General features: G+C 72.1%; 14 protein-coding genes and 1 pseudogene. 4 read left to right on the forward strand and 11 right to left on the reverse strand.

From position 1 onward, the window contains the following. Positions 1-149 precede the first annotated feature (149 nt). Positions 150-821, forward strand: a complete 672-nt coding sequence (locus tag ElP_RS33715; protein ID WP_145277836.1) for a DnaJ domain-containing protein — start codon at positions 150-152, stop codon at positions 819-821. Here the strand turns inward: ElP_RS33715 and ElP_RS33720 are convergent. From ElP_RS33720 to ElP_RS33735, 5 genes and pseudogenes are all read right to left on the reverse strand, one after another. After that, the gene (locus ElP_RS33720; RefSeq protein ID WP_145277838.1) at positions 815-1,924 is read right to left on the reverse strand and encodes a redoxin domain-containing protein; all 1,110 of its coding nucleotides are present in this window, start codon (positions 1,922-1,924) and stop codon (positions 815-817) included. The two genes, ElP_RS33715 and ElP_RS33720, sit on opposite strands and share 7 nt — an antisense overlap. Positions 1,925-2,089: 165 nt before the next feature. Next, a pseudogene (locus ElP_RS33725) lies at positions 2,090-3,136 on the reverse strand (acyltransferase family protein); the annotation flags it as partial. A 15-nt stretch (positions 3,137-3,151) separates the two neighbouring features. Next, complete coding sequence (locus ElP_RS39020) at positions 3,152-3,298, reverse strand: hypothetical protein (RefSeq protein WP_197446578.1); 147 nt, start codon at positions 3,296-3,298, stop codon at positions 3,152-3,154. A gap of 191 nt (positions 3,299-3,489) precedes the next feature. Next, positions 3,490-4,587 (reverse strand): HTTM domain-containing protein, encoded by a 1,098-nt coding sequence (locus tag ElP_RS33730; RefSeq protein WP_145277842.1) that lies wholly within the window; start codon positions 4,585-4,587, stop codon positions 3,490-3,492. After that, positions 4,587-5,207, reverse strand: coding sequence for a hypothetical protein (locus ElP_RS33735; protein WP_145277844.1), 621 nt, complete (start codon positions 5,205-5,207; stop codon positions 4,587-4,589). The genes ElP_RS33730 and ElP_RS33735 overlap by 1 nt, the downstream gene beginning before the upstream one ends. 256 nt (positions 5,208-5,463) lie before the next feature. Here ElP_RS33735 and ElP_RS33740 point away from each other — a divergent pair, with 256 nt between their 5' ends. Next, positions 5,464-6,468: an outer-membrane lipoprotein carrier protein LolA gene (locus ElP_RS33740; RefSeq protein ID WP_145277846.1), complete on the forward strand. Its 1,005-nt coding sequence runs from the start codon at positions 5,464-5,466 to the stop codon at positions 6,466-6,468. 26 nt (positions 6,469-6,494) lie between these two features. On the opposite strand, the gene ElP_RS33745 is transcribed toward ElP_RS33740, so the two are convergent. After that, on the reverse strand, positions 6,495-8,057 hold the full coding sequence (locus tag ElP_RS33745; RefSeq protein WP_145277848.1) for a gamma-glutamyltransferase: 1,563 nt from the start codon (positions 8,055-8,057) through the stop codon (positions 6,495-6,497). 409 nt (positions 8,058-8,466) lie between these two features. Between ElP_RS33745 and ElP_RS33750 the strand changes: the two genes are divergently transcribed. After that, positions 8,467-9,798 (forward strand): Na+/H+ antiporter NhaA, encoded by a 1,332-nt coding sequence (locus tag ElP_RS33750; protein WP_145277850.1) that lies wholly within the window; start codon positions 8,467-8,469, stop codon positions 9,796-9,798. On the opposite strand, the gene ElP_RS33755 is transcribed toward ElP_RS33750, so the two are convergent. From ElP_RS33755 to ElP_RS33765, 3 genes are all read right to left on the reverse strand, one after another. Beyond that, positions 9,705-10,121 (reverse strand): hypothetical protein, encoded by a 417-nt coding sequence (locus ElP_RS33755; RefSeq protein ID WP_145277852.1) that lies wholly within the window; start codon positions 10,119-10,121, stop codon positions 9,705-9,707. The genes ElP_RS33750 and ElP_RS33755 overlap by 94 nt on opposite strands. Before the next feature lie 504 nt (positions 10,122-10,625). Beyond that, a complete protein-coding gene (locus ElP_RS33760) occupies positions 10,626-11,744 on the reverse strand; it encodes a hypothetical protein (protein WP_145277854.1) in 1,119 nt (372 codons plus the stop codon). A gap of 194 nt (positions 11,745-11,938) precedes the next feature. Beyond that, positions 11,939-12,241 (reverse strand): hypothetical protein, encoded by a 303-nt coding sequence (locus ElP_RS33765; RefSeq protein ID WP_145277856.1) that lies wholly within the window; start codon positions 12,239-12,241, stop codon positions 11,939-11,941. Positions 12,242-12,451: 210 nt separating this feature from the next. Here ElP_RS33765 and ElP_RS33770 point away from each other — a divergent pair, with 210 nt between their 5' ends. Next, complete coding sequence (locus ElP_RS33770) at positions 12,452-13,195, forward strand: hypothetical protein (protein ID WP_145277858.1); 744 nt, start codon at positions 12,452-12,454, stop codon at positions 13,193-13,195. A gap of 45 nt (positions 13,196-13,240) precedes the next feature. Here ElP_RS33770 and cydB read toward each other — a convergent pair whose 3' ends face one another. Both cydB and ElP_RS33780 read right to left on the reverse strand, forming a co-directional pair. Next, positions 13,241-14,260: a cytochrome d ubiquinol oxidase subunit II gene (gene cydB, locus ElP_RS33775; RefSeq protein WP_145277860.1), complete on the reverse strand. Its 1,020-nt coding sequence runs from the start codon at positions 14,258-14,260 to the stop codon at positions 13,241-13,243. Positions 14,261-14,331: 71 nt separating this feature from the next. After that, positions 14,332-15,846: a cytochrome ubiquinol oxidase subunit I gene (locus ElP_RS33780; RefSeq protein WP_197446579.1), complete on the reverse strand. Its 1,515-nt coding sequence runs from the start codon at positions 15,844-15,846 to the stop codon at positions 14,332-14,334. Positions 15,847-16,081 lie beyond the last annotated feature (235 nt).

The raw sequence follows: 16,081 nt of genomic DNA on the forward strand, positions 1-16,081 counted from the left end.
ACACGGCGTCCGGCCGGGCCGGTCTGGACGTAAAGTCTCGACAGGGGGCCCGGGGCGGATCCCCCGGGGCGACCCGCCGGCCGGGGCGTCGTCCGGTGGCCCGGCCCGGTCCGGGCCGGTGCATGTGTTCGGTCGGGGAGGGGCGTCCCATGGTCGACAAGGCGAGCGATCGGAGGCGATGGCCGAGGTTCAGCGCGGCCGATTCCCGGGTCCGGCTGGGGTGGTGGAAGGGGGGGGCGTATCAGACCACCACGGCCCGGCTGGTGAACATCAGCCGGGGGGGCGCCGTCGTGGAGGCCGACGCCCTGCCGCCGAAGGAGGGATCGGTCTGGATCTGCTCGACGTCCCGGGGGGACGCGGGCTGGGTCGAGGCCGAGCTGAGGCCGGCGATGATCCGCCCGAGGGGCCCCCATCGGCTCCGGCTGATCTTCCGGGACCATTCTTCCGCCGAGCCCTTCTTCTCGGCGTCGGCCTTCGGCCGAGGCCCGGCCGCGCCGGATCCCGGCTCCGACGCCTCGACGCCCGGCCCCTCGACGGCGGGAGAGCCCTGGGCCGAGGCGCTCGCGACGCTCGGCCTGCACTGGCCGTGCTCGACCGATCAGGTCCGGGGGGCCTATCATCGGCTCGCCCTGCGGGTCCACCCCGACCGCGGCGGGGCCCCCGAGGACTTCATCCGCCTGCAGTTCGCCTACCGGGCGATGATGGAGCGTTGCGCGTCCTCCCCGGCCGATCGGGGCGTCGCCCGATCGGGAGCCGTCGGCCCCGAAGGGACGGGGACGCCCCGGGCCTCCGGGGCGGGGGGAGGGCTCAAGGCTCAGTAGGTCCGGCCGAGGTGCCCGACGACCGCCCGCTTCACCTCCAGCGGGTCGATCGCGCCGACGTGGCGGTAGATCACCTCGCCGCCGGGGGCGATCAGCAGGGTGTAGGGGACCGGGCCGGGCCACTCGGGATCCAGGGCCTCGGCGAAGGCGTCGAGGTCCCCCGAGTCGAGCAGGTAGTTGGTGGCCGAGACGTGGTGCTCGTCGAGCATCTCCCGCGCCTTCTCGCGGTGCTCCGGCTCGTCGAGGCTGATCGTCACCAGGCGGAAGTCCCGGTTGCGGTACATCCGGTGCATGGTGACGAGCTCCGGCAGCTCGGCCACGCAGGGGCCGCACCAGGTGGCCCAGAGGTTCACCAGCAGCAGATCCTCGGAGTCGTTCCGGGACAGCCCGGCCACCCCGTCCAGGTCGATGAGCTCCAGGGTGGCGGCCTCGGAGTCCCACCGCTCCGTCGCCTTGCGGGCGTCCTCCCGCTTGTCGGCCCACTTGGTCGAGCAGCCGAAGACCCGGGTGGTGGGGCGGGGGACCTCCCGGCCGGCCAGCAGGGCCTCGACGGCGTCGACCGCGTCGCGGGAGGTCACCTCCTTCACCTCCTCGTCGTCGAACCGGCCCTGATAGCGGAGGGTGCGGTCCCGGTCGAAGATGAAGACGTGGGGCGTCGCCAGCACGCCGAAGGCCTTCGAGGCCTCCTGCGTCTCGCCGTCGTAGAGGTAGGGATACTCGTAACCGTGATCACGGGCCCGGATCTTCATGTCCTCGAACGAGTCTCCCAGGTCGGTGTAGCCCAGCTCATCGAGCCGGACCGCCAGCGGGTCGTTCGGGGAGATGGCCACCAGGGCCACCCCCCTGCCCTCGTACTCGTCGTGGAACCGGGCGACCCGTTCCTCGTACGCCTGGGCGGTCGGGCAGTGGTTGCAGGTGAAGAGGACGACGAGCAGCTCGGCATCCTCGAAGTCGGCCGGCGAGTAAGTCTTGCCGTCGACGCCCGGCAGCCGGAAGTCGGGCAATGGCGCCCCGATCGGCAGCGGCGTCACGTCCTCGGCCGGGGCGATCGCGGCGGCGAGGACCATCGGGAACAGGGCGAGGATCGTCGGTCGGAGGCGCATCGTCGGTTGCTCCCCGGGGAGGGCGAGGGCGGGACGGGTCGAATCGGCCGAGTTCAGGGGCGAATCGCCCAGTAGTGTGGCACGGCAGGCCCCCAATGCCAAGGGCCGGGCCGGCTGAAGTGGCCCATCGAGCCGGACCCGAGGCCTGCCTGGATCGTCGGCCGATCAGGCCGTCGCCCGAGCGTCCATCGGGTCCGTCCCGAGGGACGATTCCCCGGGGGGCATCGGGACCGGACCGGGAGTTGCCCGGCGTCTGGACGGCACCAGACGCTCTCGAAGCCTTAAGAATGGCCGCTCAACGGCATGAGAGAGGGCCACGCCCGCGACGACGGAGAGGGCCAGGAACGCGATCTGGTCCAGCCAGGGGGGGGGTGGAGACGGGAGCCGCTCGATCACCTCGCGCCGGAGCCATTCGAGCGCCGAATGGCCGAGGTAGATCGTGTAGGAATAGACCCCCAGCAGCGCGAGGGCTCGGGCCGACCACCGGAGCGGCCTCGGCCCTTCCAGGCCGAAATCCGGCCGGCTGGCGGCGAGCACGACCAGTCCTCCCAGGCCGAGGTACAGCAGGGTAAAGCCCCAGGTGTGGATCAACCGGACGGGAGCCAGCGGCACGAATAAGGCCGATGCGGCCAGCAGCAACAGCAACTGCCGATGCCGGGCGAGGCGAGCAAACATGCTTGGGCAATGATGTCCCAGATAGCCCAGGACCACCCCGAACATCAGGGCATCGACCCTGTAGTGCGTGCGATAGTACAGGGAGCCCGTGAGGGCCCCCTGTGCCGGGGTCGCCAGGCGAAGGCCGAGGACGAGGATCGCCACCGCCGCCCCCACGATCGGCACGCCTCGCATCGCGCTCTCCGGGCGGCCCTTGGAAGTCGCCGTCATGGCCAGTAGCAGCAGAGGTAGCAATAGATAGAAGTGCTCCTCGATGGCAATCGTCCAGCTGTGTGGCCACTGGAGGGGGACGAAGTAATTCTGGACGAAGATGCTATTGACGAGGGTACGCCGCCCGATCCGGGACAACGCCGAGAGATCCTCTCGGGAGGCGGCGGCCACCACCTCGAGCGCGACGATCGACCCGTAGGCGGCGAAGTACGACGGCCAGATCTTCAAGCCGCGACGGAGCCAGAATCGGGGGAGGTTGAGCCGCCCGGTGCGGTCGAGTTCCTTGTAGAGCAGGCCGGAGATCAGGAAGCCCGAGAGGACGAAGAAGAGATCGACCCCGCATCACCCGATCGCATTGAGCAGTCGAACCGGGGCGATCGACCCCCGTCCGCCCGGGAGATGCGTGAACAGGACCAGGAGCATGGCCAGGCCACGCAGCATGTCCAGGGCGAACATCCGCGCCGGGCCGGGCGGGCGGGGAGCCAACATGAAGCGGTCCTCTCGATGATGACGGGATGAGCCTGCACGTCAAGCGCCCGTCGCATGTCCTTGACGAACCGCCGAGCGATCAAGGTCAGCATCCTCCGGGTCGAGAGGAATCGGCCGACTTGTGCCGAGTCTGGGTCGGTCGGATCCCCCGAGCGGGATTGTCACGGCGTCACCATAAATGTGTGATTCGGTCACGGATTTCCCAGGGTCGATCGCCCGGGGCCCTCCCGGGCCGGCGAGACGAGTCGGCCGAGGGAGCGGGCGAAGAACAGGGCGGCGATCGCCGTCCCGATCAGGATGACCACGCGGTCGAGGACGATGCTGGACGAGTTCGCCCGGGAGGACCAGAGCAGCAGCGGCTCGGCCAGCATCATCCAGGCCCCGTACCCGAAGGCCAGCAGGCCGCCGACCCCCAAGGTCGAGGGTCGAGGCGTCCGGGACAGCCAACTCGGCGGGACCAGCCGGGACCAGGGCACGAACGCCCCGTAGACGACCACGTTCGAACCGAAGTGGATGTCGAAGAGCAGCCAGTTGCCCAGGTGGAAGACCACCGCCAGCCCCAGGCACCAGCGGAACGCCGGCCGCCAGAAGGTGGCGGCCAGGAAGCCAAGCTCCAGCCAGACGGCCGCCCAGTCCCCCAGTTCGTGCAGCCACTCGGGCCGGGAGGTCAGCACCACCTCGGCCAGAGGACCTGCTTCTCCCCTGACAAATTGGCTAGTCAGGTAGCCGTAGGTGGAATGGGTCGTTGTATCGAGCCAGCCCGTGGAGAACTTGGCCCAGCCGGCCGTCGCCATCGCGGCGCCGATCATCAGGGCCAGCAGCGAGAGGCACCACCCCCGGGCCGGCTCCCCCGGCGAGGAGCCCGGCCGACGGGCGTCGAGCGACCACCACCGCCCCCAGCCCGAGGCGGCCATCGCCAGCGGCAGGACGCCGAGCAGGATGTCGTGATTGATCTTCACCGAGGCGTGGGTCCAGCAGCCCAAAGCGATGAATACGACCCCCGAGACTAGCGACGCGATGGGGGTTCTCCAGCCGATCAGCAGCGCGACCAGGCCCAGCAAGTACGCCCAGTTGAGCCCGAGGATGACCCCGTCCGCCGGCCAGTCGGTGAACATGGCCGCCGGGCCAGGCGGCGGGGCGAAGAAGGCGCTCGGGGAGTCGAGGATCCACGTCGCCCTCGGGAATTGGCCGAGGATCATGTACGAGGCGTACATCACCCGGAGGACCGCAAGGTCCCCAACCCGGGCCGGGTAGCCGTGGAAGATCCAGCGATCGATTCGGTTGAGCATCACCCCTTCTTCCCGGGAGTCAACGCGATGACCCAGACCTCGGCCGGCTCCGATTCCCAGTCGATCTGGTACCCCTCGTCGACTAGGCGGAACGTCCCCCGCTTCCAGCGGATCTCGACCCGATCGACGTCCCGGCCCGGGGCCAGCACCTCGGCGCGGCGGGCCAGCCACTCCCTCAGGGACTCGAGGTTCTTCGAAGTGAATCGGTTGTGGAGTCCCAGTCGGATGCCCGGCATCAGGCGGTAGCGGAACCCGGGTCTCGGTTCCGGTTCACCCCCGAGGACCGCCTCCTCCGGGGGCTTGGTAAAGAATCGCCTGGAGAGCACACCCCGCTGGGGCCATTCCACCGGCTCGAGCAACTCTTGGTAGGAGACTGGGATCGTCGAGCCGTCCGGCGAGATCAGCACGGCCTCCATTATTGAAAGCCTAACCCCGTCTTCCCCGTGGCCCCCGGCCCCTCGGAAGCCGGGCATGAACAGGGCGGGGTAGGGTTCGTCCCGGAACTTGAGGTAGACGACCGCCTGGGCGAGCAGCGCCAGCACGACGGCCGCGAACAGGGCCCGGACGGCCCATCGCTCGGCGGGTTGAGGTTCCGGATCGGGCGTCAATTCGTTCTCCATCGCTCATCACCCTGGACCGGGACGACGGGACCGGCCCCGGCCTGAACATAGGACGCCCCTCGGGGCCCTGTCAACCTGGTGGAGGATGCCCCAGGGACGGTCCCGGGCCCGACTCGTGACGCCTCGGCTGGTCAAGGCCCGGCGGTTCCGGTACAGTCCCCGGCCGGAGCCGGGCCACGCCCGACGGCCGGGCCGCGCGACGGCACCGGCCCGACCGATCGATCGAATGGAACGACCCTTCCCGGAGGGACTCGGAATGCGACGGATCGCCCCCCTCTTCGTCGTCGCCCTCGCCGCGCTCGGCCCGATCGCCGCGACGGCCGGGCGGGCCCAGGCCCCCGACCCGGCCCCCGGCCGGCCGGCGACCTACGACCCCGCCGTGCAACGCGCCTCGGCCCCCGCCCCCGCACCCGCCCGGCAGGGCCAGGACCCGGGAGGCCCCCCGAGCCCCGGGCAGGCCCCCGCCCCGCTGGCCGGCTCCCCGGCCGGGGCCCAGGCCCCGCAGGCGGCGGCCCCCGCCCCCGCCCCGGCGGCGAACGACGAGGAGTTCGACGCGATCCTCGCCCGCTGGGAACAGTCCAGCGGCCGGATCGAGACCCTCTACGCCGAGTTCGAGCAGGTCGACGAGATGGCCATCGTCGGCGAGAAGAAAGTCTACAAGGGCCGGGCCTACCTCCGCAGGCCGAACCTGGTGGTCCTCCAGCTGGAGAAGCAGGTCAAGGAGGGGGGCCAGGAGCAGTTCGTCTTCGACCGGAGAATCGTGGCCAACGGCGCCGAGGTGGTCGAGTTCGACGGCGGACTGAGGCAGATCACCATCTACCCGCTCCCCAAGGACGCCCAGCAACGGGCGATGGAGGAGGGCCCCCTGCCCTTCCTGTTCCGGATGAACGTGGCCGAGTTCAAGAAGCGGTACCGGGCCAACCTGATGCCCCCCACCCAGGAGGGGACCCACCGGCTCGCCATCTACCCGCTGCACGCGATCGACCGGGACGCCTTCTCGGTCGCCGTCCTGATCCTCGACGCCGCCACCCTCCAGCCCCGGAGCATCCACACCCTGGCCCCCAACGGCAAGGACAAGCAGAACTACTTCATCAAGGACCTCCGCAAGAACGTCGAGATCCCGCCGGCCACCTTCGCCTGGGACGCCCAGCGCGCCCAGAAGGCCCAGCAGGACGGCTGGCGGATCGTCCGCAACCCGGAGCCCCAGCAGGTGGGACTGGAGCCGGGAGGGCCCCAGGACCTGACGCCGATCCCGCGCTGACCGGAGGCCCCCTCGCTCCCCCGCCCTCAGTCGACGGACCGCACGGCCCCCTCCCTCCTCGGGTCGGCCCGGCCGAGCAGCGAGCCGTCGGGGGACCGGAGGGCGAGCTTGACGCCGCCGAAGTACATGTCGATGGTCGGGAACGGGACGACCGCGAGGCCGTCGTCGAGCCCGGAGAGGTCGAACCCCGGTTCGACCCGGGCGACGGGGGGGCCGTCGCCCGACCCGGGCGGGTCGACGTGCAGCCGGGGGGCGGCGATGGCCGCCTCCGGGTCGAGCCCCTCGAAGGCGAGCCAGGCCCAGGTCTGGGCCAGGGCGGTCGTGATCCGGGAGGCGCCGGGGGAGCCGAAGGCGAGGCGACGGCCGTCGTCCCCCAGGGCGATGGAGGGGGCCATGTTGGAGACGACCCGGGAGCCGGGAGGCGCGGCCAGGAACCCCCGGGGGTTCAGCTCCGGCTCGCCCAGGGCGTTGTTGCAGGTGATCCCGGTGCCGGGGATCATGATCCCGGCGTCGTAGCCGTTGCTCATGGCGATCGAGGCGAGGCCGCCGTCGGCGGTGGCCACGCTGATCTGGGTGGTGCCGGGGCTCGAGAGCCGGGGGAGCCAGGGGAGCAGGCCCGAGTCCTCCAGCAGGGCCCGGGCGATCGAGTCGTCGAAGTCCTCGGCCTCGATCACCCCGGACCTCAGCTCCAGCAGGGCGAGCTGGGCCTTCGCCAGCAGCCGGGCCCGACGGCCGGGGGCGGGGCCGTCCGGCCAGGCCCGGTCGAGCCAGCCGATGAGCACCCCCAGCGCCGCCCCGCCGATCGCCGGCGGGGGGTTCAGGCCCAGGGTCCACCCCCGGGACCGGAGCGTCAACGGCCGCCGGACCTCGGCCCGGTAGGAGCGGAGGTCCTGCCGGGAGACCAGGCCGCCGTGCGCCCGCATCTCCCGGTCGAAGGCCAGGGCGAGGTCCCCCTCGTAGAGGGCCCGGGTCCCTTCCCGGGAGAGCTGCTCCATGGTCCGGTCCATGTGGGAGATCCGGAAGGGGGCCCCGGGGTCGGGGGGACGCCTGCCGTCGGGGAAGTAGCAGAAGAGGCAGTCGTCCTGCCGGGAGTAGGACCCGGGGCCGACCAGGGCGAGGTAGCCGGACATCGTCTTGCTCGCCGGCCAGCCGGACCGGGCCAGCTCGACGGCCGGGGCTAGCACCTCGGCCCAGGGGAGCCGGCCGTGCCTCCTCCAGGTCTCCTCCAGCATGGCGGGGGCGCCGGGGACGGCCACCGTCCCCCGGCCGATCCGGATCCGGATGCCGCCGCCGTAGGGGAGCGGGTACTCGACCACGTCGAGCGCCTCGGGGTCGCGGCGGAGGCCCGGGTCCAGGCCGGGGACGGCGTGGGCGCCGTCGATCAGCTCGGGGTCCCGGCCGTCGGCGGGGGCGATCAGGGCGAAGCCGGAGCCGCTGAGGGAGCAGAGCAGGGACTCGGCCATCGTGGCCACGAAGCCGGCCGCCACGGCGATGTCGGCGGCGTTGCCCCCCAGCTCGGCGACCCTCGCCCCGGCGGCGGCGGTCGAGGGGGAGTCGGCGGCGATGACGGCCCGGGTCGTCGGCGGCATGGGGGAGGGCTCGGGGGGATCGGGGGAGACGGTCGGAGTCCGTCCCCCTCTCCCCACGTGCGGGGAGAGGGCCGGGGTGAGGGACCTTCGACGGATCGCGGTGCGTTGCGAGTCGTCCGAGTCCCCCTCTCCCGGGCTTCGCCCACCCTCTCCCCCGAGGACGGGGGCGAGGGTCGGGGCGGAGTCGGTCGAACGGACTCCTGCCGGCGGCGGGTCGGTCCATTCTATCGGGGGGGGAAGGCTGGGGTGAGGGTCGGGGTCGGGAGGCCGCTCCCTATCGGGAACGCGGGGGGCGTTGATAGACTGGGAGGCCGATATCCCGACCCGGCCGCCCTCCCCCGGCCCGATCGCCTCCCTGCCCCCCTCACTCCCCCTCCCCGGGGGCCCGCAGGCCCGGAGCCGGATCCCGATGAGCCAGTCCAGCGGCGGCAGCGGCCCTCGCCCGACCTTCGACGGCGTGGCGGCCAACGGCAAGGCGGCGATCGACTTCCTCTTCGAGAACTCGGCCTTCCTGATCCTCGGGGCGGCCTCGGCCCTGCTCTGGGCGAACCTGGACGGCCCGGGGTACCGGGAGCTGGTCTCCGGGTCGCCCCTGAGCGGCCCGGCCGGCGGGGTGCTGAACCTGCATTTCCTGGTCAACGACGTATTCATGGCGGTCTTCTTCGGGATGGCGGCCAAGGAGGTCTGGGAGGCCCTGCTGCCCGGCGGGCCCCTGAGCGACCCGAGGAGGGCGGCCACCCCGCTGATGGCGACGCTCGGCGGGGTGGCGATGCCGGCGGCGGTCTACCTGGTCGGGGCGGCGACGCTCGGCAGGATGGAGGACCTGGGCCGGGGGTGGGCGGTGCCCTGCGCCACGGACATCGCCTTCAGCTACCTCCTCGCCCGGCTGATCTTCGGCCCGGGGCACCCGGCGATCGCCTTCCTGCTGCTGCTGGCCATCGCCGACGACGCCGCCGGGCTGGCGATCCTGGCCGTCTTCTACCCCGAGGAGGCGGTGGCGCCGGCCTGGTTCCTGCTCTCGGCGGCGGCCGTGGGGCTGGGGCTGCTGATGAAGGCCCGGCGCGTCCGCAGCTTCTGGTGGTACCTGCTCGGGCCGGGGGTGCTCTGCTGGTGGTCGTTCCACGAGGCGGGGATCCACCCGGCGCTGGGGCTGGTGCCGATCATCCCGACGATGCCCCACCTGCCCGACGACCGCGGCCTGTTCGCCCACAGCGACCCGAGGAGGCGGTCGACCCTCGACCGGTTCGGCCACTGGTGGGGCCGGCCCGCCGAGCTGATCCTCGGGCTCTTCGGCCTGGTCAACGCAGGGGTGCCCCTCGGCAGCGTCGGGACGGCGACCTGGCTGGTGCTGCTGGGGCTGGTGGTGGGCAAGCCGCTGGGGATCACCCTGTTCACGGCCGTCGGCGAGGCGGCCTTCGGCCTGAAGCGGCCCGAGGGGATGGGCTACCGGCACGTCCTGGTGATGGGGATCGTCGCGGGGATCGGCTTCACCGTGGCCCTGTTCGTCTCCACCGCCGCCTTCCCCGAGCCGGGCCCGCTCCAGGACTCGGCGAAGATGGGGGCGCTCGGCAGCTTCCTCTCGGCGGCGATCGCCCTGCCGGTGGCGAGGGTGCTCCGGATCCGATCGGGGTCGGCCCCGAGCCCCGGTCAGGACGGGGGGCCGTCGCCCTCGGGTTCGACCCCCTCCCCGGTCGACTCGGGGGGGATGGCGGCCCAGGGTCGGGAGGCGGCGCGGAGGTAGTGGTCGGATCGCCTCCGGTGCCAGGCCGCCCGGTCGGCCCGCCGGCCGATCAGCTCGAGGCCCGGGCCCCGGGGGGGGCAGCCCATGGGGGCACGCCCGTCGAAGATCATCCGGGTCCGACGTCCCACCTCCTCGCGGTACTCGACCAGCCTGCGGACCTCCCGCTCCAGCCGATCCGCCTCGATGCCGTGGCGGTCGGCCCGCTCCAGGCACTCGGCGTGTCGCGTCGCCATGCCGTCGACCCCCAGGGCGAGGCCGACCAGCAGGGTAATGAGCACCAGCCCCCGGAGGCCGGGCCGGGGGGCGGGGATCTTCGGGATCATCGAGTCGTCCTCGATCGGGTGCGTCGGTCCTGATGCGGAATCGCGTGGGAACGTAACCATTCCTGGCCGGGGTGGGTGAGGTCGAGCGGCGCGGGCCCGCGGGCCTCGGACCGGGGGCCCGCGCCGCTCGACCCCACCCACCCCCATGGTCAGTGAGTGAGGCGATTCGGGATGAGTCGTCATGAGTCGTCGCGCCGTCCCTGCTCGAACGGGACGGCCGGGCGACTCCCCTTCCCGGGGCGAAGGGAGTGATGGCGAGGGCATTGGGTTCGATTCGTCATGCCAAGGAGCGGGGGTCGGGTCGGCCGGTCGGGGGCTCGGGCCGGGCCCGGGGGACTCGGGTCCGACGGGGGGAGGCGAACCCGGGGCGCGGACGGGGGACGTGGGGACGAGGCCGGGCGATCGGCGGCCCTCCGGGGGTGGGGATCGGGCTCGGGGACGGTCGGGGGCGGATCGATCGGCGATCGCCCGGGAGGCGGCTCGGGGCCCGGGGCTCCGGGCCGGTCAGGAGCGCCGGGAGGCGACGAGCTGGGCCCGGCGGGCCCTCCGATTGATCGGGACCGAGGGGCCCGGGGAGAGCCGGTCCCGGAGCATCGAGGAGAGCGGCCCGGCGGCCGAGACCGGGGGAGCCGGCCGGGGGGCGGGGGCTTCGGCGACGGGGACCGAGGGGGGGCGGTCGACCGGCCCGGGGGCGGGGTCGGGATGGGTCGAGGGGATCGGCGGCCGGGGGGCCGGCGCCCGGACGGGCCTCGGGGGCGGGGCCGGGGCCGGGACGGGCCGGGGGGCGTCGGGGGTCGCTCGCGAGGCGGGGGCGGACGAGGCCTCGCCTTGGAGGCGTCGGAGTTCGAGCAGGTGCCGGGAGACCTGGAGGCGGGCGTCCCGGGCGTAGCGCTCCAGGCGTCGGACCTCGGGGGACTCTTCCGGGCCGAGGCCGTGCTCGGCGTCGGCCCGGGCCCGGGCGTCCCGGTCGTCGAGGTAGTCGGAGAGGCGGTCTCGGAGGGCCTCGACGCCGCGCCGGACCAGGTCCAGGCCGGGCCCGGGGCCGGCGTCTTCGGGGTGGAGGTCCCAGGGGCCGGAGCCGACCCGGGCGGCCCTGGAGAGGCCGAGCAGGTCCATGGCCAGGTCCCAGGTCTCGGGCTTCCAGCCCTTGCAGCGCCTGAGGGAGTCGGCCACCTCGTCCCAGCGCCCGATGAGCCAGAGGACGCCGTGCTTGCTCTGCAAGAGCCGGGGCTGGACGACCTCGGGACGGACGGCGAGGGCCGCCGCCTGCTCGGCGACGAGGGCGGCCCGGTCGTCGTCCCAGGCTTCGAGGGCCCGATCGGCCAGCTCGGCGCGGAGGGACCGGATCCACTGCTCGCAGAAGTCCAGCCGGACCGACTCGGCGCAGAGGCGATCGAAGCGCCACTCCTGCGCGTGGCCCTCGGGCCGGTAGGAGGCCCGCCACCGCTCCTTGCGGTCAGCGATGGCCGAGGCCAGGTCGCCGCCGGGCAGGATCGGCAGGCGGGAGAGCCCGTGCCTCAGGGCGTTCCGGCTGGACCGGGCCTTCCCCTCGGCGGTCCTCGGCCCGGTGGACTTCAAGGCGTTCAGGCGATTGGCGATCGACTGCGTCAAGGTGGCGGCCATCGGGGTCGTTCCCGGGAGTGGAATCGAAAGGTGCTCGTCGAGACCGGCGCGGGGGAAGAAAAGCCCCTCGACCTTACTATCGGAGAACTCGGCGATTTTAAGCACATTCGGCCAGGAAAGACGGACTCCGGACGGCGACCGGGTCCCAAGGGGGGAGGACGGCGGTCGGGTCGGGTTTCGGGGCGATGGCCCGATCAGAGGGCGAGGACGACCAGACCGATGCCGATCGAGACGACGACGATCAGCGCGGAGAACCACGCCCAGGAAACCCCGAGCGGCAGCTTCAGCACGGAGGCGACCAGCCAGAAGACGGGGGCGAGCAGGGCGGCCGGGACGGAGAGGAGCATGAGGAAGAACACCCTCATCCCTCCCTGGCCCGGGGCGACGAGGATCAGGCCGCCCAGCAGGTTCACGGCGAGGATCACGAGCGGGACGCCGGCGAGGATGCTCAGGAGCCAGCCGGCCCGGGAGGGGGGCGATGGGGTGTTCGTCGGCATGGGGGGCTCCACTGGTCGGCCCGGGCCGGGTCGGGCCGGGTCGGCCTGGGCCCGTCGGGGGATCCCTGAGACGATGGGCCACCGGCGTGCCGGCCGAAGGGCGGGCGTGTCGCGGGAGGGGGGCGGTTTGCGACCGGATCGGGGGAGACTTCGGATCGAGGCCGTCCGATCGGACGCCCCGGATCGTCCCTCCGGCCTTGGGGCCCTGCCATGAAGATCCACCTGACGAGCGAGGTCGTGGGCCAATCGACGTTGAAGGAATATGACAAGACGCTGGGGATCTACGCGGCCCCGCTCTACATCGTGCCGACGTACAAGATGACGGTGGAGGGGGTGGGGGACTTCGAGGTGATCCGGGCGGGGCTGAAGCGGGCCTACGAGCGGCACCCGAAGGGGACCCGGACGTGCGACGTGGGGGTCTTCGGCGCGTACACGATCACCGACCCGACCTGGATCGAGTACACGCCGAGGACGGGGCCGGGGACGGTCTCGGGGGCGGTCCGGCTCTGGAAGACCAAGGCGTTCCTGATCCACGAGGGGCCGGCCGACCGGAGGTTCGGGATGGGGACCTTCGGCTGCGTGGAGGTGATGGACGCGACCGCCTGGAAGCGGTTCGTGGACAACGTGAAGGGGCCGACCCGGCGGGGGCAGGTCGAGCTGGTCATCGAATCGCTGACGAAGCCCGAGGCTACGCTGGCCGTGACCGACCCGGACGTGAAGCCGCCCTGGTCGGACGCCCTGTATCATCGCTGGACGAACCCGGGCGCCCACCAGCCCGTCGAGCTGCTCGAGTCCGACGTGGACGCGATCCTGGCGGGGTCGAGGCCCGGGGGAGTGCCGGTCGAGGAGCTTCGGCAGCTCGCGCTGATCTACCTGAATTACCGGATGACCGACCCCGGCGAGCAGAAGCTCCGCACGTACGTCGAGCACCATGCGGCCGGGATCGGGCCCTGACCGCGCCGGGGCCTCGGCGGTGCCGGCCGGCCTGACGGCGGGCGTTCAGTAGCTGTGGGGGTCGAGCCGGACGGCGCCGCGGAAGGTCCAGTAGACGAGGCCGGTGTAGGTGAGCACCAGCGGGGCGCCGATGGCGGCGACCACGGCCATGTTCCAGAGCGTCTGCTCGGAGCTGGCGGCGTTGTAGAGGGTCAGGCTGCGGGCCTCGGGCTCGACGGAGCTGGTCACCAGGTTCGGGAACAGCGCGATCCCGAACAGGAAGACGAAGCCGGCGATGGCGGCGCAGCTGGAGGCGAACGCCCGGGCCGGCCGGTGCAGGAACAGGCTGCGGGGGATGTTGGCGATCGCCAGGACGTTGGCGAGGACGACCAGCCAGGCCCAGGGATATGCCCCGAAGTTGGCCGTGGCCCGGGGGATGGTGGCCAGGGTCATGATCGTCACCAGCAGGTAGCAGACCAGGAAGCAGCCGAAGCCGGTCCAGGCACGGTTGTAGAGGCGATGGCGCAGGTCCCCCTCGGTCTTCAGCAGCAGGTAGATCGCCCCGTGCATGGCGAACAGGGCGACGGCCAGCATGCCGACGAGGACCGAGTAGGGGGAGATCAGGTCGAGGAAGCCGCCGTCGTAGAGCCCCCGCTCGTCCAGCGGCACCCCGGCCATCGCGGCGCCGACGGCGACGCCGAACAGCAGGGTCGCCAGCAGGCTGGAGGCGAAGAAGCCGAAGTCGAAGGCCCTCCGCCAGGCCTTCGAGCCGAGCTTGCTGCGGAACTCGATCGAGACGGCCCGGAAGATCAGCGAGAACAGGACGAGCATGAAGGCGAGGTAGAAGCCGGAGAAGACGGTGGCGTAGGCCTCGGGGAAGGCGGCGAACATGGCGCCCCCGAAGGTGACGAGCCAGACCTCGTTGCCGTCCCAGATCGGGCCGATCGAGTTGAGCATCACCCGGCGCTCGGTGTCGTCCCGGGCCGTCAGGTGGAGGATCCCGACGCCAAGGTCGAAGCCGTCGAGCACGGCGTAGCCGGCGAGGAAGACGCCGAGGATGACGAACCAGAGCAGGTGGAGGTCCATGGCGGGGCCTTTCGGGCGGGTGCGGGATGGCGGGTGTCGGGCGGCGTCCGGCGGTTCGCATCGGGGGTCGGCTATCGGTCGCCGGTCGGCCCGGCCCGGCGGCCGTCGGGGGGCTCGTTGGCCTCGGTGAGGGTGCCGGAGTGGTCGACCCGGCCGGTGGCGGCCTCGAGGAGCCCGGGGCCGGGCTCGGACTCGGGCCGGGGCCCGGGATCGGTCCCGGGGATGGGGTCGGGGCCGTGCTGGATCTTGTGGTTGAGGATGACGATCCAGAGGACGAACAGCAGCGCGTAGATCAGGCCGAACATGATGATGGAGGCGAGCACCTGCTCGGCCCGGACGACCTCGGAGAGGGCGTCGCTGGTGCGGAGGCCGCCGGTGGGGGAGCCGTCGACGATCGTCGGGTAGACGACCCAGGGCTGCCGGCCGACCTCGGCGGTCATCCAGCCGGCCTCGTTGGCGACGAAGGCGAGCAGGACGGCGAAGACGAAGTACCAGAGCAGCCAGCGCTTCTCGTACAGGGTGCCCCGCCAGAGGTAGTAGCAGGCCAGCAGGGTCGAGGCGATGAACAGCATGCCGATGCCGACCATGAGGTGGTAGGCCTGGAAGACGATCCAGACCGGGGGCATGCCGTAGTCCGCTTCCAGGGCGTCGAAGCCCCGGACCTCGGCGTCGGGGTCGTTGTGGAGCAGGATGCTGAGCATGCCGGGGATCTCGACCGCGAACCGGAGCTCCCGGGCCTGGCTGTCGGGCCAGCCGAAGAGGGAGAGCCCGGCCCCTCGCTTCGACTCGTACAGCCCCTCCATCGCCGCGAGCTTGGCCGGCTGGTGCTCCCCCACCCCCTTCGCCTGCGAGTGCCCCGAGGCGAGCTGGGCCAGCGAGGAGACCGTCGCCAGCAGCAACCCGCCGGTGAACGACCGCCGGGCGAATTCGAGGTGCCGCCCCTTCAAGAGGTACCACGCCGAGATGCTCATCACGAAGAAGGCGCCGAGGATGAACGAGCCGAGCCAGACGTGCACCAGGCGGTCGACGGCGGAGGGGTTGAAGACCATCGCCCAGAAGTCGGTGATCTCGGCCCGCTGGAAGGTCTGGCCGTTGATGACGTGGTCGCGGATCTCGAAGCCGACGGGGGTCTGCTGCCAGGAGTTGGCGATGACGATCCAGATGGAGGAGAAGATGCCGCCGACGGCGACCATGAGGGTGGCGAAGAAGTGCGTCTTCACCCCCACGCGCTCCCAGCCGAAGAGCAGGACGGCCAGGAAGCCGGACTCCAGGAAGAAGGCGAAGATCCCCTCGGCCGCCAGGGCGGAGCCGAAGACGTCGCCGACGTACCGGGAGTAGGCCGCCCAGTTCGTGCCGAACTCGAACTCCATGACGATGCCCGTGACCACGCCGAGCGCGAAGTTCAGGCCGAAGATCCGGGTCCAGAAGCGGGCGGCCTGCTCGTAGATCGGGTCCTCGGGCCTCCTCAGGCGCATCGCCCCCAGGTACACCAGCACCATCCCCAGCCCGATCGTCAGGGGCGGGAACAGGTAGTGGAACATGATGGTGAAGGCGAACTGCAATCGGGAGAGCAGCAGGACGTCCACGGGGGTCGGGCTCCGGGCTCGGGCTGGCGGTCGGGCGATCGGTCGGGAGGCTCCCGCCCCTGGCATCATACAAGGCGTGCCGGGCGATTCCAGAGGGGTGTGCTTATCTCTCCGATCGATCGCGGCGGAGCGTCCGGACGTTCCACGGGTTTCGGAGCGTTCAACGCGGGCGACACGCCCGGGGCCGGGGCCGGGGCGCCCCGGGGGGGGCGTCGGGGCCACGCCGGCCGAGATT

Origin of the sequence: Tautonia plasticadhaerens, assembly GCF_007752535.1 — a bacterium.
Classification (GTDB): domain Bacteria; phylum Planctomycetota; class Planctomycetia; order Isosphaerales; family Isosphaeraceae; genus Tautonia; species Tautonia plasticadhaerens.